Source organism: Rhodococcus opacus B4, from assembly GCF_000010805.1.
GTDB classification, from domain to species: Bacteria; Actinomycetota; Actinomycetes; order Mycobacteriales; family Mycobacteriaceae; genus Rhodococcus_F; species Rhodococcus_F opacus_C.
Map to the genome: position 1 here is coordinate 4,989,806 of NC_012522.1, position 24,966 is coordinate 5,014,771.

The 24,966-nt window shown below is 65.7% G+C and carries 26 protein-coding genes; 12 read left to right on the forward strand and 14 right to left on the reverse strand.

What is annotated here, in order from left to right; translation table 11 throughout:
• Positions 1–5 precede the first annotated feature (5 nt).
• The 4 genes from ROP_RS22985 to ROP_RS23000 form a co-directional block, all read right to left on the reverse strand.
• Positions 6–605: a hypothetical protein gene (locus ROP_RS22985; RefSeq protein WP_012691802.1), complete on the reverse strand. Its 600-nt coding sequence runs from the start codon at positions 603–605 to the stop codon at positions 6–8.
• Complete coding sequence (locus ROP_RS22990) at positions 602–940, reverse strand: hypothetical protein (protein ID WP_043825184.1); 339 nt, start codon at positions 938–940, stop codon at positions 602–604. The genes ROP_RS22985 and ROP_RS22990 overlap by 4 nt, the downstream gene beginning before the upstream one ends.
• Positions 941–1,132: 192 nt before the next feature.
• Entirely contained in the window at positions 1,133–2,116 is a 984-nt protein-coding gene (locus tag ROP_RS22995; RefSeq protein WP_012691804.1) for an alpha/beta fold hydrolase, read from the reverse strand.
• Positions 2,103–3,167, reverse strand: a complete 1,065-nt coding sequence (locus tag ROP_RS23000; RefSeq protein ID WP_012691805.1) for an amidohydrolase family protein — start codon at positions 3,165–3,167, stop codon at positions 2,103–2,105. Before ROP_RS23000 ends, ROP_RS22995 begins: the two co-directional genes overlap by 14 nt.
• 196 nt (positions 3,168–3,363) lie before the next feature.
• Here ROP_RS23000 and ROP_RS23005 point away from each other — a divergent pair, with 196 nt between their 5' ends.
• Positions 3,364–4,170, forward strand: coding sequence for an IclR family transcriptional regulator (locus ROP_RS23005; protein WP_231868971.1), 807 nt, complete (start codon positions 3,364–3,366; stop codon positions 4,168–4,170).
• A gap of 115 nt (positions 4,171–4,285) precedes the next feature.
• The gene (locus tag ROP_RS23010; RefSeq protein WP_012691807.1) at positions 4,286–5,347 is read left to right on the forward strand and encodes a 2,3-dihydroxy-p-cumate dioxygenase; all 1,062 of its coding nucleotides are present in this window, start codon (positions 4,286–4,288) and stop codon (positions 5,345–5,347) included.
• A 26-nt stretch (positions 5,348–5,373) separates the two neighbouring features.
• Here the strand turns inward: ROP_RS23010 and ROP_RS23015 are convergent, their stop codons facing one another.
• Both ROP_RS23015 and ROP_RS23020 read right to left on the reverse strand, forming a co-directional pair.
• Entirely contained in the window at positions 5,374–6,120 is a 747-nt protein-coding gene (locus tag ROP_RS23015) for an IclR family transcriptional regulator (RefSeq protein WP_012691808.1), read from the reverse strand.
• Positions 6,121–6,203: 83 nt separating this feature from the next.
• Complete coding sequence (locus ROP_RS23020) at positions 6,204–7,511, reverse strand: MFS transporter (protein ID WP_148222508.1); 1,308 nt, start codon at positions 7,509–7,511, stop codon at positions 6,204–6,206.
• A gap of 305 nt (positions 7,512–7,816) precedes the next feature.
• On the opposite strand from ROP_RS23020, the gene ROP_RS23025 reads away from it, so the two are divergent.
• A complete protein-coding gene (locus ROP_RS23025) occupies positions 7,817–9,052 on the forward strand; it encodes a CaiB/BaiF CoA transferase family protein (protein ID WP_012691810.1) in 1,236 nt (411 codons plus the stop codon).
• 64 nt (positions 9,053–9,116) lie between these two features.
• On the opposite strand, the gene ROP_RS23030 is transcribed toward ROP_RS23025, so the two are convergent.
• Both ROP_RS23030 and ROP_RS23035 read right to left on the reverse strand, forming a co-directional pair.
• Positions 9,117–9,704 (reverse strand): TetR/AcrR family transcriptional regulator, encoded by a 588-nt coding sequence (locus ROP_RS23030; protein ID WP_012691811.1) that lies wholly within the window; start codon positions 9,702–9,704, stop codon positions 9,117–9,119.
• A gap of 120 nt (positions 9,705–9,824) precedes the next feature.
• Positions 9,825–10,274, reverse strand: coding sequence for a limonene-1,2-epoxide hydrolase family protein (locus tag ROP_RS23035; RefSeq protein WP_012691812.1), 450 nt, complete (start codon positions 10,272–10,274; stop codon positions 9,825–9,827).
• 186 nt (positions 10,275–10,460) lie between these two features.
• Between ROP_RS23035 and ROP_RS23040 the strand changes: the two genes are divergently transcribed.
• From ROP_RS23040 to ROP_RS23055, 4 genes are all read left to right on the forward strand, one after another.
• Positions 10,461–10,802 carry a hypothetical protein gene (locus tag ROP_RS23040; protein ID WP_050785123.1) on the forward strand — a complete coding sequence of 114 codons (342 nt, stop codon included), beginning with the start codon at positions 10,461–10,463 and terminating at the stop codon, positions 10,800–10,802.
• On the forward strand, positions 10,799–11,560 hold the full coding sequence (locus ROP_RS23045; RefSeq protein ID WP_012691814.1) for an SDR family NAD(P)-dependent oxidoreductase: 762 nt from the start codon (positions 10,799–10,801) through the stop codon (positions 11,558–11,560). Before ROP_RS23040 ends, ROP_RS23045 begins: the two co-directional genes overlap by 4 nt.
• Positions 11,557–12,300 (forward strand): SDR family NAD(P)-dependent oxidoreductase, encoded by a 744-nt coding sequence (locus tag ROP_RS23050; protein WP_012691815.1) that lies wholly within the window; start codon positions 11,557–11,559, stop codon positions 12,298–12,300. The genes ROP_RS23045 and ROP_RS23050 overlap by 4 nt, the downstream gene beginning before the upstream one ends.
• A 68-nt stretch (positions 12,301–12,368) precedes the next feature.
• Positions 12,369–13,553 carry a thiolase family protein gene (locus ROP_RS23055; protein ID WP_012691816.1) on the forward strand — a complete coding sequence of 395 codons (1,185 nt, stop codon included), beginning with the start codon at positions 12,369–12,371 and terminating at the stop codon, positions 13,551–13,553.
• 69 nt (positions 13,554–13,622) lie between these two features.
• Here ROP_RS23055 and ROP_RS23060 read toward each other — a convergent pair whose 3' ends face one another.
• From ROP_RS23060 to ROP_RS23075, 4 genes are read right to left on the reverse strand one after another with little or no spacing between them, the layout of a single operon-like run.
• Positions 13,623–14,105, reverse strand: a complete 483-nt coding sequence (locus ROP_RS23060; RefSeq protein WP_007299597.1) for a Zn-ribbon domain-containing OB-fold protein — start codon at positions 14,103–14,105, stop codon at positions 13,623–13,625.
• Positions 14,102–15,289, reverse strand: a complete 1,188-nt coding sequence (locus ROP_RS23065; protein WP_012691817.1) for a thiolase family protein — start codon at positions 15,287–15,289, stop codon at positions 14,102–14,104. Before ROP_RS23065 ends, ROP_RS23060 begins: the two co-directional genes overlap by 4 nt.
• A gap of 1 nt (position 15,290) precedes the next feature.
• Positions 15,291–16,430, reverse strand: coding sequence for a hypothetical protein (locus ROP_RS23070; protein WP_015888417.1), 1,140 nt, complete (start codon positions 16,428–16,430; stop codon positions 15,291–15,293).
• A gap of 47 nt (positions 16,431–16,477) precedes the next feature.
• Positions 16,478–16,942 carry a MaoC family dehydratase gene (locus ROP_RS23075; protein WP_015888418.1) on the reverse strand — a complete coding sequence of 155 codons (465 nt, stop codon included), beginning with the start codon at positions 16,940–16,942 and terminating at the stop codon, positions 16,478–16,480.
• A gap of 163 nt (positions 16,943–17,105) precedes the next feature.
• On the opposite strand from ROP_RS23075, the gene ROP_RS23080 reads away from it, so the two are divergent.
• The 4 genes from ROP_RS23080 to fabG are packed head-to-tail and all read left to right on the forward strand — an operon-like array spanning position 17,106 to position 20,976.
• Positions 17,106–18,329, forward strand: a complete 1,224-nt coding sequence (locus ROP_RS23080; protein ID WP_015888419.1) for an acyl-CoA dehydrogenase family protein — start codon at positions 17,106–17,108, stop codon at positions 18,327–18,329.
• On the forward strand, positions 18,326–19,456 hold the full coding sequence (locus ROP_RS23085) for an acyl-CoA dehydrogenase family protein (protein ID WP_015888420.1): 1,131 nt from the start codon (positions 18,326–18,328) through the stop codon (positions 19,454–19,456). Before ROP_RS23080 ends, ROP_RS23085 begins: the two co-directional genes overlap by 4 nt.
• A complete protein-coding gene (locus ROP_RS23090; RefSeq protein ID WP_015888421.1) occupies positions 19,456–20,211 on the forward strand; it encodes an SDR family NAD(P)-dependent oxidoreductase in 756 nt (251 codons plus the stop codon). The genes ROP_RS23085 and ROP_RS23090 overlap by 1 nt, the downstream gene beginning before the upstream one ends.
• A gap of 24 nt (positions 20,212–20,235) precedes the next feature.
• Positions 20,236–20,976, forward strand: a complete 741-nt coding sequence (gene fabG / locus ROP_RS23095; protein ID WP_015888422.1) for a 3-oxoacyl-ACP reductase FabG — start codon at positions 20,236–20,238, stop codon at positions 20,974–20,976.
• Positions 20,977–21,063: 87 nt separating this feature from the next.
• On the opposite strand, the gene ROP_RS23100 is transcribed toward fabG, so the two are convergent.
• Both ROP_RS23100 and ROP_RS23105 read right to left on the reverse strand, forming a co-directional pair.
• Complete coding sequence (locus tag ROP_RS23100; protein ID WP_015888423.1) at positions 21,064–22,314, reverse strand: bifunctional 3,4-dihydroxy-2-butanone-4-phosphate synthase/GTP cyclohydrolase II; 1,251 nt, start codon at positions 22,312–22,314, stop codon at positions 21,064–21,066.
• A 19-nt stretch (positions 22,315–22,333) separates the two neighbouring features.
• Positions 22,334–22,834, reverse strand: coding sequence for a flavin reductase family protein (locus ROP_RS23105; RefSeq protein WP_015888424.1), 501 nt, complete (start codon positions 22,832–22,834; stop codon positions 22,334–22,336).
• Between the two features lie 289 nt (positions 22,835–23,123).
• On the opposite strand from ROP_RS23105, the gene ROP_RS23110 reads away from it, so the two are divergent.
• Complete coding sequence (locus tag ROP_RS23110; protein WP_015888425.1) at positions 23,124–24,899, forward strand: sigma-54-dependent Fis family transcriptional regulator; 1,776 nt, start codon at positions 23,124–23,126, stop codon at positions 24,897–24,899.
• Positions 24,900–24,966 lie beyond the last annotated feature (67 nt).

Genomic DNA, 24,966 nt, shown 5'->3' on the forward strand with positions numbered 1-24,966 from the left:
GCAGATCAGCCCGGATGCCTCCGCCGCACGATGCACAGAACGGCCGCTCCTCCAGCGTTGGTTGCGACAGCCGCCGCGGCCACACACAGCAATGTCGCGGCCGTGCCGATCGCGAAGGAACTGTGCAGCCAAGCGATCGCGGTCGGTAATCCGAACCCCAGGTAGCCGAGGCAGTAGACCCGCCCGGTCATGGTCCCCAACCGGCCGGGCGGAGCCAATCGCTCACAGTCGCGCAGGCAACCGACCAACGTCAACCCGTAGCCGATCCCCAGCACTGATGCGGCGACCACGGCCAGCCAGAGCGCCTCGGTTGCGGCCGCGCCGGCGGCCGCGAGCGTGCCGGTTACAACGAGTGCCACTCCTGTCGCCCGCGCCGGACCCGTTCGCCGTTCGGCGGTCCCGACCAGCCGCTGCGCGAGGAAGCCCAAACCCAGACTGAGGAGACACAGCAGTCCGGAGAAAGCAGTGGCGAAGCCGTCCAGTTGGGGCGCGACGATGGGCGGGAGGACCGCGTAGGCGATGCCCAGGGCGCCGAAGATCCAGGGTGCCGCGGGGATGACCACGAGCCGGAAGGCGCGGGGAAGCGGTGTTCGATTACCCGTCAACGGTTCTGGCCGCGATCGAGCGCCAGCCCGCCGACCACCATCCCGATGCCCAGTGCCACGCCGGTCGACATTCGCCCGGTGAACATCAGAACGGGGTTGTGCGACCCGGCCGCGACCAGGATCGAACCCAGCGCGCTGAGAGGTACGGCGAGAACGAGGGGACCGCGGGTGCCCCAGCGGGCTGCCATCCGATGCGCGAGCAGGAGCGAGGGGATCAGGCCGACCACATACGCGAACAGCAGCGTGTTCACGGCGAGTTCGCTGTACCCGCGTTCCGCCCGGTACATGGTCAGCAGTGGCGTGAATTGATTTCCGCCCCACGCGACCACGAACATTGCCGCGCAGACTGAAAGCCAGTCCCGGTCGCGATGACCGGCGCGCGGTGACGGTGCCGGAGCCGCTGAAGAGAGTCCGGGCGGGGCGGTCTGGGGTCGAGCCATCGGACACTTCCTTGGTACGCGGAGGCGGAAACGACCGATGGCCGACTCCGGATCCTGAGATCCGGAGTCGGCCTTTCGGTGGGACGGTCAGGCAGAGACCAGGGAACGGCTGATCAACGGCAGTTCGGGGCGGCGATCGGAGACGCCGGCGGCATCGGCGAGGTCGCCCGAGACCTTGCCGTCCCGGAAGAATTCCAGGAAGACCGGGTTGAACAGGTCGGGGCGGTCGGTCTGACCCTGGTGGCCGCACTCGTCGGGATAGAAGAACTGGACATTGGGCAGGTGGTCTTCCTGCACATACCCCCACTCGACCGGAGTGAGGATGTCCTGGCGGCCGTACAGGTAGAGCCCCGGAGTGCTCAACCGGTCCAGACGCCCCTTGGTGACCAGACGGGCGGCGCGATTCTCGTCCGTCCAGTCGGTGATCCGGCGATACTGCAGGAGAGTGGGCCAGAACTTCGCGTGCGCGTCCATCCGGTCCCTCGCCGAGAGGTAACGCATGTCGATCAGATCCTCACTGATCGCCTCGCCGCGGTGGATGATCGCCTCCATCATCGTGCGCATTCCGTCGCGGGTGCCGTCGTACGCCGTGAGACGGAACTCGCCCGCCGGTGGGGTCAGGTGTTCCGGAACCACGTCGCCGACGTCTCCCGCGATCAGGATGAAACTCTTGACCTTGTCCGGGTGTGCGACGGTGTAGTTGACCGTGTTCATGCAACCCATGGAATTTCCCGCGAGGTGGAACTCGTCAAGGCACAGCGCGGTGGCGAACTGGTCGATGAAGTCGACGAAGGACTCCATGCCGTCCGGCCAGTACTCTTCCCGCGTGTCCGACAGGCCGAAGCCCGGCATGTCGGGGCAGTAGACGCGAAAACCGTTCTCGCCGAGGTAAGGAGCCATGAAGCGCCATCCCGCGAGTCCCGATGACCCGGGTAGGCCGCCGTGGAGCAGGATCACGGCGGGGCCGGACGTGCCGGCGGTCATGTAATGCGCGCGAGCGCCGTTCGCCAGTCGGACCCACCGGCTGGCGAGCCCGGGAACGTCGACGAGGTTTTCATCAGTGAGTGCCATAGTGATCTTCCTTTATCCGTGAGAAGTGATCGGTGACGAGCGCGCCCGACGACAGTCCGAGGAATTCGAGTGCGTTGTCGCGCAGGATTCTCGGCACCGTTCCGGGCGGCAGATCCTTTGCCGCAGAGTCCAAGTCCGCCAGTCCATCTTCGGGTTGACCCGGGATGAACGGGTGATCGCTACCGAGCAGCACCCTGTTGGGGCCGAAGCGGTGCACCAATGCCGGCAGGTGCGCCGCATCGAACACCAGGGTGTCTGCATACAGCCGCGATATGAGGTGGTCCAGCTCCTCCGCGAGGTGGGTGGCGGCAATCTGTGCGCCGAGGCGCAGTCTCGGATACGCCCAGGGGAACGTGCCGCACCCGTGGACCATCGCGATGCGCAGTCCCCGATGACGGTCCAGAACCCCGCCGAAGACAAGCGCTGTGGCCGCCAACGCAGTGTCGGAAGGCATCCCCAGCCCGAAGTCGTAGGTGAATCCGGAACGGCGCACCGCGCCGCCGCCGCCATCGACGGGATGGACCAGTACCGCGAGCCCGAGGCTGTCGACGGCGTCGAAGAAGTACGCCAGCGCCGGGTCGTCCAACTCCATTCCATTGATTCGCGTGCCGATCTCGACGCCGCGAAGACCCAAAACTTCGGAAAGGTAACGTAGTTCGGCCAGACAGTCGGAAGGTGACCCGATGGGGACGGTTCCGATTCCGACGAGTCGGCCATTACTTTCTGCCACCGCGCCGGCGACGGACTCGTTGATCCACCGGCAGTACGCGGCGAACGGTGCGGCCGGGGCACCGTACTCCAGTGTGATCGGAACGGGAGAGATCGCCTGCACCCCGATACCGGCACGATCCATGTCCTCCAGACGCGCCCGTACGTCCCAGAGTGGGCGCCGGACGACGCGGAAGTTGTCGGACCCGCGAACCAGCCTTCCCTCTGCCGGAGAGTCGACCACCAATCGAGGTGCTCGCGAAAAGCCCGCGATGACCTTGGCAGGAGGAGCGCCCAGGGGGAAGTAGTGCGCATGCACATCGATGGTGCCGGGTGGAACCACGAGGTCTCCTTTCGCGCGCAACCTGTTGTTCGAGGGAACGTTAGGTGGTCACCCGAGACGGCGACCGCTGTTGTTCCGGGGGCTGGAACCGGGCAGTGAAACCCGTACCCTGAATGCCGGCACGTTGTGACCGCCGTTACAGTGGGTTTCCCCGTGGGTCGGCGGAGCGGAGAGTGCGGAGGCCCGGATGGTGCACATGGCAGAAGACAAGCAAGACGTCGGTGGCGCGGAGAGCACGCCTCCCTCCATCCTGGCGAAAGCCTTCTTGGTCATCGGAGCGTTCAACGAGCGTGATCGGGTGCTGACACTGACTCAGATCAGCAGGAAGACGGGCCTGCCCAAGTCGACGGTCCACCGATTGCTGCAGCGGCTGGGTGAGCTGGACGTGATCGAGGAACACGGTGCGGGGTACAGGCTCGGCATCCGGCTTCTGCAGTTGGTTTCTTCCATGCCGGTGGACGGAATGCGTGAGGTGGCGTTGCCGCATCTTGCGCAGTTGCAGGCGTGGTCTAAGGAATCCGTGCACTTCGGGGTGCTCCGGGGCAACGAGGTCGTCGTGCTGCAGGCGCTGTTCGCGGTGGATCACGCGCGGCCTATCGGGGAGGTGGGCACCCGGATCCCCGCGCACCTGTCCGCGATGGGCCGGGCGATGATGGCGCACCTGCGTGACGACGAACTCACCGACCTGCTGTCCGGCCCCCTCGTCGGAATCACGCCGAAGTCCATCACGGATCCGGTCCGGATTCGCGAGGAGTTGAAGCAGGTGCGGGTGTCGGGAGTGGCGGTCCAGAAAGATGGTGTAGTCCTGGGCCTGGGCAACATAGCAGCGCCCGTCCTGATCAAGGGCCGGCCGATGGGCGCCGTTGCTGTTCAATTCGACTCGTCGAAGCAGGTTTCGGAGTCGGTGATCAACGCCGTCAAACTGACCGCCCACCGCATCAGCCGTGACACCGCCCAGATGCTCGCCCAGGGCAGGGACGATCTTTTTCCGTTCGACGACTGACGCCGCGTTCCGGGCACTGGAACTTGCTGTGCGTGGAGCACGGGCACGTCACACGATGGGGAGCGATACGCCCGGCGCGTGACGGCGCCGAGGCGCCCCTCAGAAAGGACGGCCAATGGGAGACTTCCTCGCTCTCGGCATGACGCACTACCCGCTGTTGGCGGGAAACGACCAGCACATGGCAGGTCTGCTGCGATGGACCCTCACCGATCCGGATATCCCGGCGGAGGAGAAGGACCCGGCCCACTGGCCGGACCTGATGCGCCGCGAATGGTCCGACGACGGCGGAACGGCCGCCGCAGCAGCACATCGTGCTGAACTGGTGACGAATCTGACCCGGGTTCGTGAGGCGGTCGACGAATTCGCCCCCGATGTCGTCGTGGTGTGGGGCGACGACCAGTACGAGAACTTCCGCGAGGAGGTGGTGCCGCCGTTCTGTGTGCTCGCCTACGGCGACCTCGAGGTACCCGCGTTCGAGGTGATGAACGAGAGGGGGAGTTCCAATTTCTGGGGCAAGCGGGACGACTTCGAGATCGTGATGCACGGCGACGTGTCAGGAGCGAGGCAACTCACCGACGGCCTGATCGAGCGCGGATTCGACATGGCCTACTCGTACAAGAAGCGCGCCGGAGCGCATTTTCCGCACGCCATCCTCAACACGCAACTCTTCCTCGACTACGAGAACGCCGGCGCCGAGATGTCGTACCCGTTCATCCCGATGACCGTCAATTGCTATGGGCAGCACGCCATCGCGCGTAAGGGTGGATTGGCCAGATTCGCCGATATCGAGTCGGAGGTGCTCGATCCGGCGGGCCCGACGCCGGCGCGGTGTTTCCAAGTGGGTCGAGCAGTCGCGCAGCATTTCCGCGACCGCGACCTGAGGGTGGCGTTCGTGGCCTCCTCCAGCTGGTCCCACGCCTTCCTGGCAGACAAGCTGTGGCACATGCGTCCCGACACCGAGGCCGACATGCGCATCTACAAGGCCCTGCTCGAAGACGACTTCGCACTGATGCGCAACTACACCAGCGCAGAAGTCGTCGACGCCGGCCAGCACGAGATCCTGAACTGGTTCTGCATGCTCGGTGCGGTCGAGGAACTCGGCCTGCGCCGGGAATGGTCGGACCTCGTGGTGACCGACGTTTTCAACTCCAACAAGGCGTTTGCGTTGTTTCAATAGGCGCACAGAACCGCCGGTTGCGGGGTTCAGCCCTGTTCGAGTTGGGCGGAGATCATCTGTGCCGTGCCTTTCGTTGCGTCCAGGAAGTCGTCGAGTCGATCGACGAATCGACGGACCGGGCCCGCGATGGTGATGACTGCCGCAACCTGCCCGATGTCGAAGATCGGGGCGGATACTGCGTAGAGGTCGGGGAGCGTCTCTGCCCGATTGATCGCAACTCCCTGTTCCGCCACCGTGCTCAGTTCTTCTCGGACCCGACTGCGCTCTGTGTCGTCGGGGAAATGAGCAGTGATGTAGTTCTCGCGAGAGCGTTCGGTCATGTTGGCGAGGAAGCATTTTCCGGCGCTGGTGGGATAGAGCGGTCTGCGGATGCGCAGTGTCGGGCTGTACCGAATCGGTTGTGTGGACTCGAGTGCATCGGTGTAGACGACCGATTCTCCTACCAGCGAGACAAGGGTGACGGTTTCGTCGAACTCGGTATGCAGTCTGCCCATGCCCGCCCGAGCGACTCGCTCGAGGGTTGGACGGGCACCGAGCAGGGCATAGACGGCGGGTCCGATGACGTACGCGCCGCCGGTGTCCCGCAGGTATCCGTTCGCGACCAGTCCTTTGACCAGTGCATGGATGGACGAGTGCGGGGCGTCGAGTTCTGCCGAGATCTCCGACAGTCGCACCCCGCGATCGTGTCCGGCGGCCAGTTCGAGGATCCGGGTGACGCGAGAGACCGTGCGGTGTTCTTTTGCGTCGCCGTAGGTCGGCTCGAGCGCTGTCATCCTGATCATCCTGTCGACTACCTCGGTGGCTTTGGACCTACATTACGTCCACTGGGCCGACCCTACGGACGATGGTTTCGGTGTCACCGACTGATGCGCTGCTCCACCGGGTCGACGAGGGACCGTGAGTTCACGCGTCGTTGCTGGTCGAACATGCATCCGACGGCGATGCAGGTGGCACCGATCAGGAAGAGCGTGGACACTCCCCGTGTTGCGTGGTCGGAGGACATGGTCACCATGGTGAGCGCGCCGAGGGGTGCTAGCGCTCCCGCAATGGCGCCGGACACTTCTCGGCCGGTGCCGAGACCGGAGGTTCGTACCTTCGCGGGGAACTGACGGGCGAGAAATGAGCCGGAGGCTGCGAGCATGGCGGGAACCAGGATGCCGGTCGTCAGAATCAGAGCAGCCCAGATGTACGTGGGTTTTCCGGAGTTCAGGAGCCAGAAGAAAGGGAAGGCCATTGCGGCCGTGCCAGCGGCACCGAAATAGATCACCCGGGCGGCATCTACCTGGTCGCAGAGACGACCGGCCAGAGGTGCGATCACGATGGCGCAACCGCTTGCGAGCATGATGCCGACCGCGCCGACATTTGCTGCCACATCCCGGAATTGGGTGAGGTAGGACAGCGAGAACGTCTTGAAGGTGTAGCTCACACCGTTGTAGCCGAACGTGATGACCATGACGACGGCGAGCCCGCGCCACTCGGACTTGAACAGGTCGCGCAGTGGGCGGGCCTTCTTCTGGTTCGGCACCGTCGAGACGACCTGTTCGAATTCGGGCGTTTCGGGCATCTGTCGACGAATCCAGAGGCCGAAGACGACGAGGACGAGGCTAGCGACGAAAGGAATTCGCCAAGCCCAGGACTGCAGCAGTTCTCGGTCGAGGCTGGTGAGTCCGGCAACGGCCACCGCCGACGCGAACAGGCCGATGTTGACGCCGAGTGCGGTCCATGCACCCTGGCGTCCGCGGGATCCGGGAACTGCGTGCTCGTAGGCCACAGCCATCGCGCTGCCGACTTCGGCCCCCGCTCCGAGACCCTGGAGGATGCGGAAGGCCACCAGGAGAATCGGCGCGAGAATGCCGATGGAGGCGTACGTCGGGATGAGTCCGATCAATACCGACGACCCGCCCATGAGTAGGAACGAAATAGAGAGCACCCGTTTCCGGCCGACCCTGTCGGCGATCACGCCGAAGAGGATTCCACCCACGGGTCGTGCCAGAAAACCGACGGCGAAGGTGGCGAACGCGGCCAGGGTGGCGTTCGCCGAATTTTCGGACGGGAAGAAGATCGGCCCGAAGACCAGCGCGGCCATCGACGCATAGAGGTAGAAGTCGAACCATTCGAGCGCAGAGCCGACGACTACGGCTCGGCGAACTCTATTCATCGTCATGGGTGGAGGTTTGATCGGATGGTCGGTCGATGATTCGGTCACGTCGAGTCCTTTCGCGTCCCTCGTTCGCGTGCCGGTGGGCGGACTGAGCGCGAGCGAGGATGGTGAATTCGTATTTAAGAATGGCTTGTCTTATTTACGACGTGCCGGCATCTTATGAAGTGGTTCACATCACGTCAACCCCGGCGCCGTAAGTGACCTTGCGCCGCGGGGGCGGGGTTGACAGCGGGACGCGACAAGCGCGACAGTGTCATGGTTGCGTATATATGGATAGCAATGTCTCATTTACGACAGAAAGGGTTCGTATGAGCTCTCACTTCGCTCGCGGCGGCAGTCTCTCCGGACTTCGCGTTCTCGACCTTTCGCAAGTTCTCGCCGGACCTCTGTGCGGTCAGATGTTGGGTGATCACGGTGCCGAGGTCGTGAAGGTCGAACCGCCGGCGGGAGACGGCACTCGGGTCTGGGGTCCGCCGTTCGTTCGCGAAGGAACCAGCGCATACTTCGGTGCCGTCAATCGAAACAAATCGAACATCTGCCTCGATCTCCGCACTTCGGACGGGCAGCGCATCCTCGCCGGCCTGCTCGCCGACGCCGATGTGGTGCTGGAGAACTACAAGGCGGGAACCCTCGCGAGGTGGGGGTTCTCCGACGCGGTGTTGCGCGAACGCTACCCGCGCTTGATTCACTGCCGTATCACGGGTTTCGGTGTCGACGGCCCCATGGGGGGCATGCCCGGGTACGACGCCGTCGTTCAGGCCTACAGCGGTCTGATGAGCATCAACGGCGAGCCCGATCGGCCCGGGTTGCGCGTCGGCGTACCCATCGTCGACATGGTCACCGGCATTTACGCCTTCTGTGGGATTTTGCTGGCGCTAAACGACCGTTACCATAGCGGGCTGGGGCAGCTCGTCGACTGCACTCTGCTCGACACGGCGATCTCGCTGCTGCATCCTCACTCGGCTTCTCACCTGAGCGACGGGCGTACTCCCCGACGAACTGGCTCGGCCCATCCCACCGTGGCGCCGTACGACACGTTCGATGCACGCGACGGCCACATCTTCATCGGCGTAGGTAACGACCGCCAATTTCGCGAACTCACTTCGCTTCTCGGCATCCCTGAGTTTGCTGGTGACCCGCGGTTCGCAGGCAACGTCAGCAGAATCCGGAACCTCGATACCCTACGGCCACTGCTCGCCGAACGCATCGTTCGGCACGAGCGACATGTCCTCGCCGAGAATCTACTCGCTCGTGGAGTTCCCGCCGCCGTGGTACGCGACATCGCCGAGGCGCTCGGTGACCCCCAGGTGCACCACCGACATATGGTCGTGACCGACGGTGATTATCGCGGGGTCGGCATTCCGATCAAACTCGACCGAACGCCGGGGAGTGTGCGCCGGACTCCTCGGGACCAGGGCGCAGATACTCGCCGGATCTTGTCGGACCTCGGGTATGGCACCGCAGAGATAGACGCCCTGATCGCCGCAGATACCGCGCGCGTGCACGACGAGAACGAATTGAGTTCGACAGCCGCAGTTCTGTAGAGATGCAGAATCGCTGACGGAAAGATGGCTGAAAGCGCCCTGATCGGGGAGTGGCCTGTCGGCATCAGTCGGCGAGTGCGACGGCTCCACGCACGAGAAGGTCGAGGACTTCGTCCTTCGACAGTGTGCCGTGCTCGAGCCATTCGGTCGTGGCGCCGCTGATCATTCCTTGGAAAGCGCGCACCCGGGCGCGAGAGGCTTCCGAATCGGGCATCTCCGTGACCGTAAGAATGCGATCCTCCCAGGAGGCGAGGCTGCCTCTGAGGAGAGCTGCGATTTCCTCATCAGCGGTCCGTTGTGCTCGCATCAGTGCGGTGAATGTCGCGCGGTTCTCCTCGACGAGGTTCAGCCATCGAGTGAACAGCGCCCGGGTGGCATCGGCGACGGGGACGTCGTGTTGTGCCACTCCTCGCGGGAGGTGCGACGGCAGGGCGGAGAAGCGGCGCACGACCTCGAGGTAGAGGTTGCGCTTGTTGCCGAAGTGGTAGTTGAGATTCGTGCGGGTGGTGCCTGCCGCGCGCGCCAACTCCTCGGTCGAGACGGAGTCGTACGCGTGATCAGCGAAGATGCGCTGCGCAGCCTCGATCATCCGCTCTCGACGATCGTCGGCATCGAGCCGGACCCGTCGATCGGGAGCATGATTGACCGTCATAGGGATACCGTAGCCGTCTGCTCCTCGGATTGGGGCGTCGGCGGCCGAGACAGGTGGGGGTCCTGTCGACTGGACCCCCACCTGTGTTCCCTTACGAGATCGGTGCCGCGGACACCTGGACTATCCACCCAGGGCGAAGTCGACGGCTTCCTCGAAATTTCGCAGGTCGAAGTAGTCACGCCATTCGGTGATCTTGCCGTCTTGGATGTGCAGGATGCCGTTGACGGGCAACTCGAACGACTTCCCGGTGGGAAGCGCCGTCAGCAGATCGACCCTCTCGGTGAACACGATCCCATCCCGGGACGCGATGTAGAAGGTGTCGATCTTGTCGATGCGCAACACCGTGAACAGGCCGGCGAGCGTCGTATGGACGTCATCGCGTCCATACGCGGCGGGCAGGGGCATGTTCTGGTACATCGTGTCGTCGGCGAAGTAGTCGATGAGACGGTCGGCGTCATTGCTGCTGAGGGCCTCCATGAACTCGAGCACCAATGCCTCGTCGGCGCCCACAGGTTTCGCTGCTCCCGACGACGGGTCGGCCCACTGGGGTCGTTGAATCGACTGTGTCACTTTCACTCTCCTGTTGATTGGGTATATGCCGGAGTGATCGCCAACGTATATGGCGCCGATCACACGCGATGTCCCATATCGAGACAGTCCGCAGCGGTCACATGCTCGTGCGTATCGAAATGCGACGACCGCGACCCGGTGCCGGATGTGAGGCTCGAAGCACCAGCTCACAACCCGGGAGACAAGATGTACGTAGAGGTGACGCCGCCCGGACCGCCCACGGTCCGGGAACCCGATGACTTTCACCGCCTGTCGATCGTGGCGACCAACTCCGGGCAGGCGCCGAGTTCGGTACTCGACGCGCTCCTGTCCGTGAACCTAGCCGTCGCTGGGTCGACCCTCGATGCCGTCAAACTCGACGTGGCAGCACTTCGGGAGGCGGCGCGATCAGCTCACCCCACGACCCCCACCCCGCAGTGGGAGCGCAGTTTCGACGCGATGCTCGACTACGCACAGCACAAGGGCTGGTTCGAGCCGAACGCCGGCACTGTTGCCGCACATATCGAATGGATGGAAGCCACCCGATGATCATCACTCCCGACACCGTTGCCCTGGTCACCGGAGGAGCGTCCGGCCTGGGCCTGGCCACCGCCGCGGAGCTTGTCAGAGCAGGCGCACGTGTGGTCGCGCTCGATCTTCCGTCGGCGGACCTGAGCGGTCTGCATGAGTTCGACGGCGCCGTGAGATTCGTGGGCGCCGATGTGCGAGAAAGTGACCAGGTCGGACCCGCTGTCGATATCGCCGCGGGATGGGGTGACCTGCGAATCGTCGTCAACTGCGCGGGGATCGGTGATCCCGCCCGCACCCTGAGCTCGAAAGGGCCGCTCGATCTCGACCGATTCCGGCGAGTGATCGAGGTCAATCTGATCGGCAGCTTCAACGTCATCCGCCTCGCAGCGCCCGCTATCGCCGGAACCGAAGCCGTCGACGGTGAACGCGGTGTCATCGTCAACACCGCGTCGGTCGCGGTCTACGACGGCCAGATCGGACAGGCGTCCTACTCGGCCTCCAAGGGTGGCATCGTCGGGATGACACTGCCGATCGCCCGTGACCTCGCGGACCGACTTGTCCGTGTGATGACAATCGCCCCTGGAATGTTCGAAACCCCTATCCTCAAAGGGCTTTCGGACGACGCACGCGCATCGCTCGAAGCTCAGGTTCCGCACCCGTCCAGGCTGGGGCGGCCCGCCGAGTACGCCGGTCTGATCCGGCACATCGTGGAGAACCCCATGCTCAACGGCGAAACGATCAGACTTGACGGAGCGATCCGAATGGCGCCCCGATGACCACCGCGGAGAACCGGGTCGCCCTTGTCACCGGTGCAAGCCGAGGAATCGGCGCCCGGATTGCCACCGCCCTCGCTCACCGCGGGTGGGACCTCACCCTCAGCGCCCGCCGTCCGGAGTCGCTCCAGGAGTTCGCTGAGAATCTCGCGGAGAAGACCGGCAGGCGGGTCCTCGCGGTTCCTGCCGACATGTCTGACGAAGATGCTGTCTCCGAACTCGCCGGACGTCACGATGAATCCTTCGATCGGCTCGACGCGCTCGTCCTCAACGCCGGAATGGGTGCGATCGGACCGTTCTCCGACTTTCCGCTACGCAAGCTGGACAAGTTGTTCATCGTCAACGTCAGGTCGGCGTATCAACTCGTCCAGCAGCTCCTGCCGACACTTCGAGATACGGGTACCCGTTCGACGACGGGTGCCCGCGTCATCGCGATGGCATCGATGGCCGGGGTCAGCGCAGAGCCGCTGAACTCCGCCTACGGGGCCACCAAAGCCGCGCTCATCTCCCTGTGCGAAACCCTCACCGTGGAGGAACACGCCCACGGCGTTTCCGGTGTCGCCGTGTGCCCCGGTTACGTCGCCACCGACATGACGGCAAGCCGGGACGATGTCGACGCCGACACGATGATCACAGCCGACGACGTCGCCGACCAGACAGTCGCAGTGACCCAACTGTCACGGACAGTCGTCATTCCGCGGCTGCTGTTGACACGCCCGGGGCCCAACCTCTGGCACGCCTGACCCCACCCAAAGCGGTACCACCCCTGCCGATCAATCAGACCGGCACCCACCAACAAGGAGTTTCTCTCGTGACCATCGACGCAGTGATCGTGGACGCCGTCCGCACCGGATCCGGGCGCGGCAAGCCGGGCGGTGCACTCTCCGTCGTGCACCCCGCAGACCTTCTCTCCCAAACCCTCAGCGCCCTTCTCGCTCGCAACGATTTCGACCCCGCGTTGATCGACGACGTGATCGCGGGCTGCGTGTCGCAGACCGGTGAGCAAGCCCTCAACATCGCCCGCACTGCTGCACTGCGAGCCGGGCTTCCCGAATCCGTGCCGGGCACCTCCGTCGACCGTCAGTGCGGTAGCAGTCAGCAGGCCGCGCACTTCGCCGCACAGGGTGTCATCGCGGGGGCGTACGACATCGTCGTGGCCTGCGGCGTCGAGTCGATGAGCCGGATCCCGATGGGTGCGAGCTCGCAGGGCCAGGACCCCACCGTGGGACCGTTGTCGGACCGGTACCCGGACGGACTGGTCAACCAGGGCGTGTCTGCTGAACTCATCGCCGCGAAGTGGGGTCTCGACCGCGCGACTCTCGACGAGTACGCGGCCCGCTCGCACCGGCTCGCCGACGAGGCGCATACCGCTGGCCGTTTCGAGCGCGAACTGATCCCGATCACCCTCCCCGACGGCTCGATCCACCGCGTAGACGAGACGCTTCGGTCCAGCACCACCGCAGAAGGCCTCGGCGGTCTGAAGCCGTCGTTCGCGCGCCCGGAGCACGACAAGCGGTTCCCGCAGATCAACTGGTCGATCACCCCGGGAAACTCCTCGCCGCTGACCGACGCCGCGTCCGCTGTTCTGATCATGTCGGCGACCAAGGCAGCCGAGCTGGGCCTGACCCCGCGGGCCCGGTTCCATTCCTTCGCGGTGACCGGCAGCGATCCGCTCTACATGCTCACCGGCGTCATCCCGGCCACCCGCAAGGTGCTCGAACGCAGCGGTCTGCGTATCGATGAGATCGACACCTACGAGGTCAACGAAGCATTCGCTCCGGTGCCGTTGTGCTGGGAGAAGGAGCTCGACACCGATCCCAAGAAGCTCAACCCCAGTGGCGGTGCGATCTCCCTGGGCCACGCGCTCGGGGCGTCGGGAACCCGTCTGCTGACCACGATGGTCGGTAACCTCGAGCACACCGGTGGACGGTACGGGTTGCAGACGATGTGCGAGGGCGGCGGCATGGCGAACGCCACCGTCATCGAACGCCTCTGACCCGAAGCCAAACCGATACGGCTGTGGCCTCCTCCCGATCGGGAGGAGGCCACAGTCGTATCGGCCTCGTCAGACGGCGGGCTCGAAATGCGAGATGTCGAGAATCTGTCCGGTGCGCTCCTCAGCCCACACCGCACGCACCCGTGACCCAGCCGGCAGCTGTGCCCGGATCCCCGCCGGGTCGGAAAAGTCCAACCCGACGATGTAGTGCATCAGCAAGGTGTCGGCGCCGTCCAGGCGAATACCACCGATGGCGTACGGAGCCTTCGGGCCACCGCGGAATCCCTGCCACACCACGGTGAACACGACGAGGTCACCTTCACCGCTGAGCTCGACCCATTCGTCGTTTCGCTCGAACGAGTCCTCGCAGTATGCCTGCGGGGGGACGTAAACCTTCGTCGACTTGGCTCCGGTGTTGGCGAGGATCTTCTTCTCCCGCAGACCCTGCATGAACCGGCCCCAGGTCTCACCGAGATGGATGTCGTAGTCCAGATCCCAGTGCACGGGAGTTGTGGTCACGGCCTGGTCGATGGTGCTGGTGGTTTCGCTCATGATGCGTGCTCCTCGGTCGATCGTTCGAATACTGCCAAGTTCTCGAATTGGAAGAAGGTTCCTCCGGTGCCGTGCGCCAACCCGGTGCGGGCACCGTCGACCCGGATTTCTTCCGGCGCATCGCCCATCACTTGCCACGCCACGTAGACGTACGGAGCTAGTTCGCCCGCGACCCCGGCGTTGGTGCATTTCGGACCGCCGGACAGGTTGATCGGCAGACTGCCACCCTGTCGGCTGTCCGGCGACTTGATGAGATCGATTCCTTTGCCGGCAGGGCACAACTGAAGTGCCTCGAGCTGCATCGGCTGCATGTGGGCGTACGGGGCGAAGACTTCCACGACATCGAACTCGCGATACGGATCGCGGATGCCGGCCTTCGCATACACCCGCCGAGCCAGCATGGCGAGGTTCTCCATGGCCCCGAAGTCGCCCTTGCCGCCGCCGAGGTACGGGTCACCGGAGGTGCCCATCGCCCGGATCACTGCGGGTGTCGTCTTCAGCGAACGCGCGGATTCCTCGGAGGTCACCAGCATGGCGCACGCTGAGGTCGACACCGGACACACCATCGGCTGCGTGAGTGGCGACGACAGAGGGGTGCCGCCGACGACCTCGTCGACAGTCAGGGTGTACCGCAGGTGGGCGTAGGGGTTGTGGGAGGCCTTCTCGTGATCGGCGACCGCGACAGCGGCGAAATCGGAGACGCTGACGCCGTGCCGCGCCTGATAGGCACTCGCAGCGAAGGCACCCATGTGAAATCCGCCCATGCCGAGAGGCTGCTCGACGACCATCGGGGAGTTCGTGTTGATCGCGGACTGGAGATCATGGACCCCGTAGAACGTGGGGCCGCCGACAACGAGAACCCGTTCGTGGGTGCCGGCACTGACCATGCGCGCCGCGACCTGCATCAGGTTTCCGCCGGTCGTGCCACCGGTGTTGACCACCGTCAGCGGAATGTTCGCGCCGAGTCCGAGGAACCGTGAGCGGTACTTGCCGCCGAGCACGGTGCCCTCGAACCCGTCGATGTTGCCGACCACGATGGCATCGATGCTGCCGGGGGTCGCGCCGGAGTGCGCGAGCGTCCGCCAGGCGGCCTGCTGGCACAGTTCGATGAACGAGAATTGTTGTTTGCGTGGAGAAGTGGCCTCGGTGATGCCGACACCGCCGACTACTGCATGTCGAGCCATTTCACACTCCCTGTACTACGAGGACGGTGCTGTCGAGTGCGACAGCACCGGTGACGGTGTCGACCGAATGCACCACCGCTGTTGTTTGGGCCTCGGCCTCGGCAAGCCGGTCGAGCGCGTCCGCCAGCCTCACGGCGCCGTTGGCCACACCGGGGTAGACGCCTGCTGTCGACCCCCAGCGATTGATGCGGTCCGCTGCGAGCCCGTCGAGCGCGAGGGCGTCCAACAGCGGTCGGTACATGCTGGCCGTCGGTGCGGTGAACTCCAGCAGATCGATCTCCTCTGCCGGGGTGGTGATGCCTGCATTCCGGTAGGCGGTGGTCGCGGCGTGTCTCGTCGAGGCACCGACATCGGTCAGCCATTCCGTGCCGTGGACGTATCCACCGGTACCCCGGCCGAAACCGGTGATCACGGCATTGCGCCCCTGTAGGCGCGCCGCCCGGGCAGGTGAGGCAAGCACTACCGCAACGGCACCGGTGCCGTGTGCCGGCAGCATCAGTTCGGTCAGCGCACCGTTCGCGGGATCGGCGGAGAGCACATCGGCGCCGGTGACACGGTCCCGACGAACCGACCGGAAATGCCCCACCGACTTGGTGATCTCCACCGCCGCGAGGTCGGCCAACTCGGTGATTTCCACGTCGTGTTCGAGCGCCCAGGCCGTGTGCAGCGCGTACGTCGCCTCGGCCGTGAGGCCGACGGGGCGCGCGAAGTGCGGGTCGAAGGCCAGATTCGAGATCTGCTCGAGGAACGTGCGCCGCTGGGCACCGCGGCTGGTGGACTCGGGGTTGTAGACACCGACGGCGACGGCGACCTCGACGTCTCCTGAGGAGATCGCTTCTGCGGCTGCGAGAATCGCGGTCCCGGAGTCGGACTCGAGCCGGTACGAGTCTTGGAGGTACCCACCGGACGCCGAGTTCGTCAGACCTGAGGAAATGCTTCGGCCGTCGTAGATGTCCATCGAGGCGGTCACCGTGAGTCCGATGTCCTGCTTGCGCAGCGCCGCCTCGCCGAGGGCGCGGGACACGACGTCGTAGACAAGTTCGTCGAGGACGGCGTCGTGTTCGGGGACGAACGGTGTGCAGGCGAGACCGACGACGGCCACTGGCGCCGCTCGGCCTCCCGCTGATCCGGTCACTGTCATGTAGTCGATCCTTCCGAGAGTGAAATGAGGGGAGGTTGCGGTCCGGATCAGTCGAGGAATCGGTAGACCACGGTGGCCACGCACGCAGGCTTCCCGGAGCCCTCGCACTCGACTGCCGCGGCGATGGCGACCTGGACCCCCGCGGGAACCTTGTCCACTGCGGTGATGGTGGAGGACAGCCTGATCCGCGAGTCGGCGGGCACGGGGGAGGGGAAGCGGACCTTCTCGAGGCCGTAGTTGACCACCGAGGACGCCCCGGGAACCGACAGGGCGTCGGCGACCAACGGGCCTATCAGCGACAGTGTCAGGTAGCCGTGCGCGATGGTGCCGCCGAATGGCCCGGTTTTCGCCCGCTCGGCGTCGACGTGGATCCACTGGTGATCACCGGTGGCGTCGGCGAAGGTGTCGATGCTCTGCTGATCGACGACCACCCAGTCCGTGGTGGGCAACGCGGTTCCCACCGCGTTCACCAGGTCGTCCGGGGTGGCGAAGACCGCTGGCGATGTTGTCATTGTTCGCTCCGATCCGTTGTCTCGCTCGACGACGGTAGTGAGAACGAGCGGGTTCGGGTGTTGCAGTCTGCGCCACATGGAGGTGTGTCAGAGCGCGACATCCGACCGCTCCGGATCCGTGTGAGAGTCGGGCAGACATCGTTGACAGAAGGATTCGAGCCGTATGACTGACACGACCACCGACGCCGCGGTCTCCGCCGGCGATCCCGTCACCGAGGACGGGCTGCCCACCTACGTGGCTGACTTCCTGTCCAAGTACGATCCGGCTGCCACACCCCGGATCGATTTCCTTCGTGCCCGGTTCGATGCAGGCCTGGCATGGGTGCAGTACCCGATCGGCTGCGGTGGCCTCGGCCTCGACGCCGCCGCACAGTCGATCGTCGACGCAGCGCTGGAGGCCGTCGCGGCTCCGGACAACGCGCCACACCGTAACGTCATCGGCCTCGGCATGGCAGCGCCGACGATTCTCGCTCACGGCACACCGGAACAGCAGCGCCAGTGGCTGCGGCCGCTGTGGACGGGCGAAGAGATCTGGTGCCAGCTGTTCAGTGAACCCGCAGCGGGCTCGGACCTGGCGTCGCTGGGAACCAAGGCGGTACCCGACGGCACGGATTGGGTCGTCAACGGGCAGAAGGTCTGGACATCGCTGGCCCATGAGGCGAGCTGGGCTCTGCTGATCGCTCGCACCGATCCCTCCGTGCCCAAGCACCGCGGCCTGACGTACTTCGTCTGCGACATGCGCTCGCCTGGCGTCGATGTTCGCGCACTGCGCCAGCTGACCGGCGAAGCGGAGTTCAACGAGGTCTTCCTCGACAACGTCCGGGTGCCGGATGACAACCGGCTCGGCGAGGTCGGCGCCGGATGGAGGGTCACCCAATCGACGCTGATGAACGAGCGAGTCGCCATCGGCGCCGGGGCCGCACCGCGCGAAGGTGGACCGATCGGCTTCCTCGCCGACCTGTGGCGGCGTGAGGACACCCATCGCACCATCGGATCCTTCGACAAGCTGGTGCAGCTGTGGGTCGAGGCGGAGACGATGCGCCTGACCACCGAACGCCTGCGTCAGCAGGCAGTGGCAGGAACCCCGGGCCCCGAAGGGTCCGGATCGAAGCTTGCCTACTCGCTACTCGCGCAACGGGTGTCGAGCCTGGAACTCGACATTCTCGGTGACCGAGGACTCCGGTTCGACGACTGGAGCTTCCGCCGCCCGAACCTCGACGACGAACGCAACCGCCCCGCCGGATATCGATTCCTGCGCACCAAGGGCAACTCGATCGAGGGTGGCACCTCGGAGATCATGCGCAACATCATCTCCGAACGAATCCTCGGCCTGCCTGCAGAAAGCCGCACCGACACCACCATCCCCTGGAACGAGCTGCCCCGATGACCACCGGCATTGAACGTCCTTCTACCGACCTGCTCTACTCCGAGCAGGAAGAGTTCCTTCGCGAGACCGTCCGGGACGTGTTGAACAAGGCCTGTGACTGGACCTCAGTTCTTGCCCTCACCGAGTCCGAGAGCGCGATCGACCGCTCGCTGTGGCGCACGCTCGCCGCAGAGGTCGGCGGCGCCGCGCTGGCTCTGCCCGAGGACATCGGCGGCGCCGGCGCGAGTTGGCGTGAGACCGCCATGGTGCTCGAGGAACTGGGCCGCTCGATCGCCCCGGTGCCGTACCTGGGTAGTTCGGTCATCGCCACCGTCTACGCGCAAGAGATCGGGGCCGGCGACCTCCTCGCGAGCCTGGCCGCCGGTGAGACGATCGCGGCTGTCGCGATCCCCGCCGGCTCACCGTGGTTCCGACCCCTCCCGCAGGTTGTCACGGCCACCGGCAACACCCTCACCGGAACCGTCTCGACGGTGGCAGATGCCGCCGCGGCGGACACCCTGCTCGTACCCGTCGGTGAGGACACGTACCTGGTCGACCCGGCCGCAGCCGGTGTCCGGTGCACCCAGGTGGTATCGCTCGACGAGACCCGGCCGCTGGTCGACATCGAGTTCAGCGCAGCACCAGCCCAGCGCCTCGAAGGCACCCAGTCGGCCGGTGCCGCGACCGCGGCAGCCCTGCGCGCGGGCACCGCGCTGCTCGCATCCGAACAACTCGGTCTCGCCGAACACTGCCTCACCTCCACGGTCGAATACCTTGGTGTTCGACGCCAGTTCGGGCGGGCTCTCGGGTCGTACCAGGCACTCAAGCACCGCCTGGCCGACCTGTGGGTCCAGATCAATCAGGCCCGGGCCGCAGCCCGGTACGCCGCGGACTGCCTCGCCGCAGGCAGCGACGATCTCGCCGTCGCGGCCGCCGTCGCCCACTCGTGGTGCTCCGAGGTCGCCGTGCACGCAGCGGAGGAGTACGTGCAACTGCACGGCGGTATCGGGTTCACCTGGGAGCATCCCGCCCACCTCTACCTCAAGCGCGCCAAGAGTTCGACCCTGATGTTCGGCGGTCCGGACATCCACCGCACCCACCTCGCGGGTCTGGTCCACCTTCCGCTTCCGACCCTGGAGAACATCTGATGACCGATCTGAGCGGGCGCGTTGCGGTGGTGACAGGCGGAAACGGGGGCATCGGGCTGGGCTTGGCCGAAGGCCTCGCGGCCTCCGGTGCCGACGTCGCGATCTGGGCGCGCAACGTCGAACGTAGCGCTGCCGCCGTCGATGCCCTGCGCGGGCGCGGCGTCCGCGCGCACGCCATTGCCTGTGACATCGGCAGCGAAGACGACGTGCGGCGTGCCGTCGCCGACACCGTCGAGACGATGGGCCGGATCGACATCCTGATGGCCAACGCGGGGATCGCCGACGACAAGCCGTACCTCGAGACCTCGTTGGACGACTGGCACCGGGTCATCCGTACCAATCTCGACGGCACATTCCTCACGACCCGGGAAGTGGGCCGCTACCTCGTCGATCGAGGCGAGGGCGGCGCGATGGTCATCGTTTCGTCGACGATCACCCGCTACGGCGGGGCGGGCCAGGCCGCTTACGCGGCCAGCAAATCCGGAGTGAGCGCTGTCGGCCGCACCCTCGCGGTGGAGTTCGCCCGGCACAGGATCCGCTGCAACATCCTCATTCCCGGCTGGGTGGCGACCCCGATGAACGAGTACCTGCAGGAGAACGGGCGGTTCGTGGACGCGACCACGAAGAGGACACCTGTCCGGCGATGGGCCACTCCCGATGAATTCCATTCCGTAGCAGCATTTCTCGCTGACCCCACCCTGACATTCCACACCGGAAACGAAGTCGTCGTCGACGGCGGCTACACCATCTTCTGATTATCGGCGCAAGGAGCCCATCGAATGAACCTGACCTGTGACTTCTCAACCAGGACCGTGCTCGTCACCGGAGCAGCCCATGGTATCGGCAAGGCGATTGCCGAGTTCTTCCGTACTGCCGGGGCACGCGTCGCGGTCGCCGACCGCGACGCCACCGAACTGGAGAAGGCGTGGGGCTCGCCGTCGCAGACCGTGCTCCCGGTGGCCATGGACGTGGCCGATCCGGCGTCGGTAGCGTCAGGCGTTGGCATCATCGTCGACACCTGGGGGTCGGTGGACATTGCGGTCAACAACGCCGGAATCGCCCGCGACTCGGTGGTGTGGAAGCTGACCGACGATCAGTGGAAGGCCGTACTCGACGTCCACCTCGGCGGAACCTTCAACGTCACCCGTGCGGTGGTGCCCCACATGCGGAAGGCCGGCTTCGGCCGGATCGTCAACGTCACGTCCTACACGGGCATGCACGGCAACGTCGGGCAGGCGAACTACGCGGCCGCCAAGGGTGGCATCATCGCCTTCACCAAGACCGTCGCCAAGGAAACCGCACGATTCGGCATCACGGCGAACGCGATCTCACCGAACGCCGCGACGGCGATGGTGGCGGCGATCCCGGCCGAGCGGCTCGCCGAGATGACGGAGACGGTGCCGCTCGGGCGGTTCGCAGACCCCTCCGAAATGGCTGCCGCAGTCGCATTCCTGGCATCGGAGGAAGCGAGCTACATCACCGGGGTGGTCCTGCCCGTCGACGGTGGCGTGTCGATGTAGCCCATCTCGGCCGGACAACAGAATCGGGGTGGCGGGAGCAGTACTGCTCCCGCCACCCCGATTCGTGCTGTGCGCGAGAGGTTGCCGTCAGTCGCCGACCGCCGGGGGGATCTCGAGCAGGTGCCCCATCCGGTCCCTCTTGGTGCGCAGGTAGGCCACGTTCTCCGGGGTGGTGTGCACCGGCAGTTGCACCCGTTCGGCGATCTCGAGGCCGAAGCCGTCGAGGCCGGTGTACTTCTCGGGGTTGTTGGTGATCAGACGCATTCGGCGCACACCGAGGTCGACGAGAATCTCCGCGCCGACGCGGTAGTCGCGGCTGTCGACGGGCAGGCCCAGCGCCTCGTTGGCCTCGACCGTGTCGGCGCCGTTCTCCTGCAGGGTGTAGGCGCGGAGCTTGTGACCGAGACCGATCCCGCGGCCCTCGTGCCCGCGGAGATACACCAGCACGCCGACTCCTTCCGCGGCGATGCGCCGCAGCGACTCGCGGAACTGGACTCCGCAGTCGCAGCGCAGCGATCCGGCGAGGTCGCCGGTGAGACATTCGCTGTGGACCCGGACGAGTACGCCGGCCGGGTTGCTCGTGTATGCGGTCAGGTCACCGACCGTCAGCGCGAGATGCTCGGTTCCGTCGGCGGTGGCCCGGTACGCGTGGGCCCGAAAGTGACCGAACTCGGTGGGCAGTTCGGCACTGCCGGTCGCGATGACGGACGATTCCCGCTCACGCCGGTAGCGAACCAGGTCGGTGATGGTGATCTTGGTGAGCTGGTGTTCGTCGACGAAGTCGTCGAGCGACCGGCCGGCGCGCATGGCACCGGAGTCCTCGACGATCTCGCCGATCACCCCGACCGTCGGAAGTCCCGCCAGGGTCAGCAGGTCGACAGCCGCTTCGGTGTGCCCGGCGCGTTCGAGGACGCCGCCGGCCCGGGCGACGAGCGGGAACACGTGACCGGGTCGGCGCAGGTCTGCGGTGTGGCAATCTGGGTCCGCGAGGGCGCGGAGGGTTCGGGCGCGGTCGGCTGCCGACACACCCGTCGTGGTACCGACGTGGTCGACGGTGATCGTGAACGCTGTGCTGTGGCAATCGGTGTTGTTTCCGACCATCTGGGGCAGGTGCAGTCTGTCGGCGCGCGCCGCGGACATCGGAGCGCAGAGAATGCCGGTGCTGTGGCGCACCATGAACGCGACCTGGTCTGCGGTGATGGTTGCCGCGCAGCCGATGAGATCACCTTCGTTCTCACGGCCTGGGTCGTCGACCACGACCACCAGCCGTCCGGCGCGAAGGTCTGCCAGTGCCGTCTCGATCGTCGACGTCGTCACGGTGATCTCCTTCTCGGGCATGGGGTTACAGGGTCTCGGGTCAGTTCCGGCCGGAGCGTGGGGCGGGGGTGAAGGTGCGGTCGAAGTAGACGACCGGAGCCGGGTCGCCGAGTCCGACCGACACGACCTCGCCGACGAGGATCGTGTGGTCGCCTCCTGGGTAGCGGGCGTGTGCCCGGCACTCGAGTACCACCGGGGCATCGGCGAGGTGCGGGAGCCCTGAGGTGTGCGGGATGAAGTCGTCTCCGGCGAATTTGTCGGCGCCTCGAGTCGCGAACCGCCGGGCGATCGATTCGTGCTCCATCCCCGCGATGTGGACCAGCCAGGTGTCCGCGCGTTCGAAGCTCTCGTGACACTCCGCGCCGGTGGCCAGGCAAACGAGGACCAACTGCGGATCCATCGACACCGAGCAGAACGAGCTCGCGGTGAAACCCCGCTGGTGACCCTGTTCGTCGACCGTGGTGACGATGGTGACGCCGCTGGGAAACCGCGCCATCGCCTCTCGAAAGTTGGGGGCGTCGGCCGTGATGTCGGCGGTCATGGTGGGCCTCGATTCGTAGTGCAGGTGGTGACAGGGGTCACTGTATGGAGCGCAGAACGGCGGGGTTGTCGCAGATCGGGACAGCGCGGCGACCGATGCCGGCTGCGGCGGTGCACATCGCGACATCCGAATCCGCGCGGATCTGCCGCAGGACTGTTGACGCTATGTCAGTAGCTTGTCATCATGGACGTGTTGCACCTCACAGCCTGGACAGATCTGTGGTGGGCGACGCCGGAAATGCATGTGCCGCGGGCTCCCGGGCCCCGGCCATGACGAAAGGACACCCGCCTTGTCACTCGACGACCGCACCCGTACCTTGCTGCACGAGCGTGAGCTCTTCCTCGAAGGCGCGGACCCGACCCAACGGGGCATCGTCCGCAAGGAGATCGCACAGTCCTGGAAACGTTCCCTGATGTACGGCCTCGAACCGGAGCGCTCGCGACCCACCTTCCGTCCGGAGTCGCAGTCCTCGGAACAACTTCTGTCCGTGGCGGTTCCGGTGATCGAATCCAAGCGCGGTGCCCTCGTCGATTCGTCGAGCAGCCTGACAGTGACGGATGCGAGCGGTTGGGTTGTCGCACGGTGGGTCGAGGACAGCCGCTTCTCCCGGCGCCTGGACCGGCACGACGTCCTTCCCGGGTACTCCTTCGCCGAGACCACAGTGGGCACCAACAGCGGCGGCATGGTCCTCGAAACCGGGCGCCCTTCGCTCGTCGCCGGTCCCGAACACTTCTTCGAGGAGTCACTCCAGCTCACCTGCGCCGGCGCACCGATCCACCATCCGGTCACCAAACGACTGATCGGAACGCTGAATCTGACCTGCCGATACAGCGACACCAACCCGATCATGTTGTCCTGGGTATGTGAGGTCGCTACCCAGATCACGCAGGCGCTCGCCACCTCGGCCACCCGCCGCGAACAGCTTCTGTTCGAGGCCTTCCTCGCTGACAATCGCGACAGCCGACACGCCGTGATCTGTCTCGACGAGCAGACCATCATCAGCAACGCCGCGGCCGCCCGAATCCTCGGACCATCCGATCAGGCGATCCTATGGGAACACGCTGCCCGGGCTTTGCAATCCGATACCGATACCGATGCGGCCCTCCAGAAGACGGTGTCGCTCGCAGACGGAGCCGCGGTGGGCGTCGACGTGGTGCCGGTGACCGACGGCCCCGCCACCGTCGGTGCGCTGCTTCGGCTCAAGGTCGCCAGTCACCCGTCACGCAGCGGTCGTGCGCCCGAACCCGCGCCCGTGCTCGGTGAGCTCGTCGGAAACTCGCCTGCGTGGCGTGCCATGTGTCACGCGGTCACCGACGCCGGAAACCGCGCACTGCTCTTGACCGGCCAGCCCGGCGTCGGAAAGTTTGCGGTTGCGCGTGCGTTGGCCGACGAGCCCGACACCGCCGTGGTCGATGCCCTGACGCAATCGCCCACGAGCGTGGACTGGGGCACCCGAATCGCCGATGCCATCGCTCGGACTCCGTCGCTGCTGATTCTCCGGCGCATCGACGCCCTCGACTCCGACGACCTGCGCGAAACCGCAACCGCGGTTGCCCGCGCCCGCGCCCGGCAGATCCGAGTCGTGGCAACCACGAGCGCCCCGACCACCGCGCCTCCGCAGCTGGTGGAATGGTTCGATCGAGTCGTCGAGGTTCCCTCGCTCGCCGACCGTGCGGGCGATCTTCCGCTGCTGCTCGAAGCGGTCAGCAGGCGCTACAGCCCGCCGAACCAGAGGATCCACTGGATGCCCGATGCGGTCCAAGCCCTCGGCCGCATCGACTGGGATCGCAATGTCGCCGGGCTCGATGCACTCGTACGTGAACTCGTCGCAGGCCGCAGCCGCCGGTACATCGGAGCGCAGGACCTGCCGATCGAGCACCGCGTACAGGCGTCCCGCCGGCAGTTACAGGGCCTCGAACAGATGGAGGCGAAGGCGATCATGAATGCGCTCCGCGACGCCGGCGGCAACAAACGCCTCGCCGCGGATCGGCTCGGGATCGCGCGATCCACGCTGTACCGGAAGGTTCGATCACTCGGTATCGACATCGACTCCGCCAATTTCTGACGGGACGGTCCGGGCGGTGGCGCAGGTTGCGACATCCACCACCCGGCTTCGAGACTCACAATCGACC